4 protein-coding genes and 2 pseudogenes are annotated in these 3,978 nt (G+C 33.9%); 2 read left to right on the top strand and 4 right to left on the bottom strand.

Going from position 1 to position 3,978, the window contains the following annotated elements:
• Nucleotides 1-207 precede the first annotated feature (207 nt).
• The 4 genes from Megvenef_RS07825 to Megvenef_RS07810 all read right to left on the bottom strand — a co-directional run bounded on the left by Megvenef_RS07825 (nt 208) and on the right by Megvenef_RS07810 (nt 2,551).
• Nucleotides 208-489 carry a hypothetical protein gene (locus tag Megvenef_RS07825; protein ID WP_322777398.1) on the bottom strand — a complete coding sequence of 94 codons (282 nt, stop codon included), beginning with the start codon at nt 487-489 and terminating at the stop codon, nt 208-210.
• A 400-nt stretch (nt 490-889) separates the two neighbouring features.
• The gene (locus Megvenef_RS07820) at nt 890-1,741 is read right to left on the bottom strand and encodes a hypothetical protein (RefSeq protein ID WP_322777397.1); all 852 of its coding nucleotides are present in this window, start codon (nt 1,739-1,741) and stop codon (nt 890-892) included.
• A gap of 48 nt (nt 1,742-1,789) precedes the next feature.
• The gene (locus Megvenef_RS07815; protein WP_322777396.1) at nt 1,790-2,065 is read right to left on the bottom strand and encodes an N-6 DNA methylase; all 276 of its coding nucleotides are present in this window, start codon (nt 2,063-2,065) and stop codon (nt 1,790-1,792) included.
• A 171-nt stretch (nt 2,066-2,236) separates the two neighbouring features.
• Nucleotides 2,237-2,551 (bottom strand): hypothetical protein, encoded by a 315-nt coding sequence (locus tag Megvenef_RS07810; protein WP_322777395.1) that lies wholly within the window; start codon nt 2,549-2,551, stop codon nt 2,237-2,239.
• Here Megvenef_RS07810 and Megvenef_RS10205 point away from each other — a divergent pair.
• Nucleotides 2,539-2,670, top strand: a pseudogene (locus Megvenef_RS10205) (IS256 family transposase); the annotation flags it as partial. The gene Megvenef_RS07810 and the pseudogene Megvenef_RS10205 overlap by 13 nt on opposite strands.
• A 534-nt stretch (nt 2,671-3,204) precedes the next feature.
• Nucleotides 3,205-3,978: pseudogene (locus Megvenef_RS07805) on the top strand (ISNCY family transposase); the annotation flags it as partial.

Here is a 3,978-nt window from a genome sequence, read left to right as displayed (position 1 = left end):
CTTAGATTTTTCTAAAAGAATTTTACTCTCGCTTATAAAATTTGTATAGGTTATCTCTATCATCAATTGGCGCTTTTTATTAGCTCTAATTCGACTTAATGACAGTCACTTGCATAAAGTTATCTTTTTTTACCATCTTATCAGATTAGATTGAAAGGTTTACAAATAAGAATTCTTTCCTGGAATTAAATTGGTTTAAGTTACAATTCAAGCATTCGGCATGAATCTATATTCATTTAATAATGAATATAGATATTTTTTGGTGATAGTTGGTAGTAATCTTGTTGCGTCTTGAGGTATTAAGTAGGTTTTTTGACCATACTCCTCTCCAAACTCAGCAATCTTTATTCTCCTCCATCCTGTGTCCAAAATAATATCAATTTCAGCAAGTGTGATAAGATACATATCTTCAGGAGAAGCATTCTTTTTTGCGAATAAAATTAAAAAACTACTAGTGGGCAATGAAGTTTTTAAACAAAAATCTTTCATATTTCTATAAACAGGAATGATATCGAGATAAAAACTTTGGCATCCATAATTTGGAATAACTGATCCATTTTTGGTCGCTCCCCCTGTGCATGTTTTCCTAAAAATCCCATCATCTTTTATTTTTAACTCAATAAATAAAAATCTTGTTCCACGATGGGTTAAAGAACCTATAAAGTCAGGGCATCCCTTAACCCATTCATTCTCATCAGGTGAATAAGCCTCAAACCAAAGTTCATCAAAACGTTGAAATTTAATATTTTCCTTAATTAAAAATGGTAGCTTCTGTACAATGTATGCAGTGAATGTTTCTATTTTGTATTCGCACTTTTATTTTCCATATCCCAGCGTTTCTTCCTCTCATTAAGATAGGCCTCTCTATGTAAAAATTCTATATCTTTCCTCACAAGCGAACTCCATAGTTATTGCAAAGTGAGGTTATGGAAATATCACGACCATCACCAAATATTCGCCACCATTTTAATAAATCACCATTTTGAAACGCACTTATAAAATGAGGAGCAATTTGAGTGGGAATAAGCAATCGCTTCCATTTAGTTGTAATTTCAATGGGTTTCTCATATTGCGCAAGCAAATGATACCGACCAGTGGTGCGAACCCAAACTTCTTTTGCACTCTCTTTGTTAAGAGGGATTTCTGATAGTCGAACTCTGTTTTCACAGAATTCAAACTCTTTATAAAAGGTAAAGTCTAAAGGTGATACTTTTGGAAATATATTGTTGCATTCATTTTTGTTAAGCTTTGTCATTAATGCTTGCCATACTAGCATACGCTTACCAGCATTATGCCTCAAAAATCCCGTTGTCATGTACTGGTGTGGCATAGCTGGATCTCTTGTAGCTGAAATAATACTGATTCTTTGTTCCACACCATGAAACAATGGGCGTGGTCTAATTTCGTGGTGAAATGCCGAAATTTTTTCAAACTTGTCAAAAATTTTTCTACGTAGAAATTGTGTCCTCTTGGATGATGATATTGCAACAGGTACAATTAATGACACGGAAGAAATATCAATATCAATAAGTTTTTCAATAATAGGTATCCATGCATTACCTTTACTACCTTCTTTATATGGTGGATTTACTATAATCTTTAATCCAGATAACTTGCTATTAGGATAGGTGATGAAGTCACAGAGTTTTATTTGCTTTTGCAGTTGTGCTTCAACACTATTTATTTCTAAGGAAGGAGATATATTTACCAAACATCTAGCTATATTTTTAATAGCTATCATTCTAGTATCTCTATCTATCTCACTACCATGTAATTTCTTTACTAGATCTCAGCTAGACAATTGTTCTTTTTCTGAAAGTACAAGAGCAGTTGCAATAAGTAGGCTTCCATGCCCTACACATGGATCAAATATGATCTCCATATTATAGTTATCCAATAATACAAACGCAGCATAAAGAGCCACATCAGAGGGAGTGAAGAATTGTGCCAACTCCTTCTGAGTACTAGTACAACTTGGTGCTGTATGGATGGCGGATAGGATATTGTCCCATTTTCCGGATATTGATTTTCTTTTATCTGAAATCTGTACCGCATCCGTAAACAATTCGTGACATACCTTAGGGAGATTTTCAAACCAATTAAATGTTCTGTGAGGACCTAATATAGGTACAGCTTCTTTTTATTTGTTGTATTTCATGATGAGGCAAATATTCGCTCGTGCGAGTTTTGACGACATGCTCCATAAATTTCACCGGCAGGACATAGTGGTGGTTGTCTATTTTAAAACACCTTTTGTAAGTGTAGCAATCCCCTTCTGCATGGTCCTGACAAAGTGATCTTGGTAAGTTTTGAGTAGAGTTTTATAAGTGACCATTGGATCAGTTGTGTCCTTCAAAGTTTTAGTCATTTCCTCTGGCGTTTTGAAGTTTTTACTTTGCACAAATGATGATAGCTTACGCAACTGATTTATAACATTATCATGCTCGTTCTTCATGACACTTTGGATTGATAGTAGTAAGCTCTCACATCTTATGGCTTTAGGCAATGCAGTCGTGCCGTTAATTCCATCATAACTCAACCAAAGGCTCATTCACCTCAGAAAACGCCTTGTTTAAATTGATGTTTTGTGCTATAAAACAAATTACCGCTAAGTGGAATATGCTGGTACCAAATTGGGCTCTAGCAATTTCTCAGCTTCATATCTACTAGTTGTCTACGTCTTTCAACATAGCTTTTTAATAATCTTTCATCTGCCTGCTGTGCTAGATATAGAACCATATTTAGCATCTTTGCTTTCTAAAATATAAGCGTTTAATTTATCTGTTTGATATATCTATTGATACTCCTCTGCCTAGTAATTACGTGTTTTAATATACAAATGATTGTTTGAGGTATGGGGGGAACATAGGTAAGGTCTACTTCAAGCTCCTATCTCCCTTAGATACCAAATTAAACTCATTTCTTTCTGGTACTAACTTTTAAGATACTAGACCATTCATTTTGTCTACTTTCTGATTCTTTATTAATTTCTTAGAACTTAAACTCATATTTAATCCACCATTATTTTATCCTTTAAGTTATTAATTAGTGCCTGAACGAAAACTCCGTAATCCTATATATAATAAGGTTTTCAAGGCTATTTTATTTAGCGAAGAAATATTTTATATGATATAATCAGCCTATAAATGGCTTAAAGAAGTTGTTTGAGCAGTCAATATCATAAAAACTTCATACTAACTTTCAATGCGAATCACCTCAGAATTTGAAACTCAGATTAAATTAGGACAGAAATCTCTTGCATCGATTAATCTTGATTTATCGTGCCGAGATGATATTACCAAGTTTTTATTAGGTCTCCAGCATTTAGCAAAAAATCAGGAGGTGGTAAGTGAAATATTGCAGTGCCTAGAAGAATCTATTCCCCTTAAGAATAGTGGTCGTCGTGGGATGTCATTATGGAGAATATTTATTCTTGCATCGTTAAGGCAAACAATAAACAGTGATTATGATCGCTTATGCAACCTTTCAAATAATCATAAGGAGTTACGTCTTGTTCTAGGTCATGGTATGATAGATTCAGATGATTGCTATTGCTTACAAACAATTAAGGATAATATTGGTTATTTGACAAAGGAGGTACTTGATAAGATCAATAATATAATAGTAGGTGCTGGTCATGATATTCTCGATAAACGCCTTGTTGCAAGGCTTAATGTTAAAACCGACAGTTTTGTTGTTGAAAGCAATGTTCACTATCCAACAGATTCTAATCTTTTACTGGATGCCATTCGTTCTATTGTTAACAAGACTACGAAGCTATGCGACAAGTGTGGAGTTACAAGTTGGAGACAAAGTGCATATCGTCTCAGATCACTAAAGAATCTAATGAGAAAAGCAACAAGCTTAAAGCGTTCAACTTCAAAGGATAAAGATCAACAAGAAAAGCGCCAATTGATGATAGAGATAACCTATACAAATTTTATAAGCGAGAGTAAAATTCTTTTAGAAAAATCTAAG

Source organism: Candidatus Megaera venefica (assembly GCF_034554655.1).
GTDB lineage: Bacteria > Pseudomonadota > Alphaproteobacteria > Rickettsiales > Rickettsiaceae > Megaera_A > Megaera_A venefica.
This window is presented reverse-complemented; position numbering and strand designations above follow the sequence as displayed.

Bases quoted from the DNA above. Each gene is read 5' to 3' on its own strand.
- Megvenef_RS07825 (WP_322777398.1), bottom strand. From the start codon at position 489: ATGAAAGATTTTTGTTTAAAAACTTCATTGCCCACTAGTAGTTTTTTA.
- Megvenef_RS07820 (WP_322777397.1), bottom strand. From the start codon at position 1,741: ATGATAGCTATTAAAAATATAGCTAGATGTTTGGTAAATATATCTCCT.
- Megvenef_RS07810 (WP_322777395.1), bottom strand. From the start codon at position 2,551: ATGAGCCTTTGGTTGAGTTATGATGGAATTAACGGCACGACTGCATTG.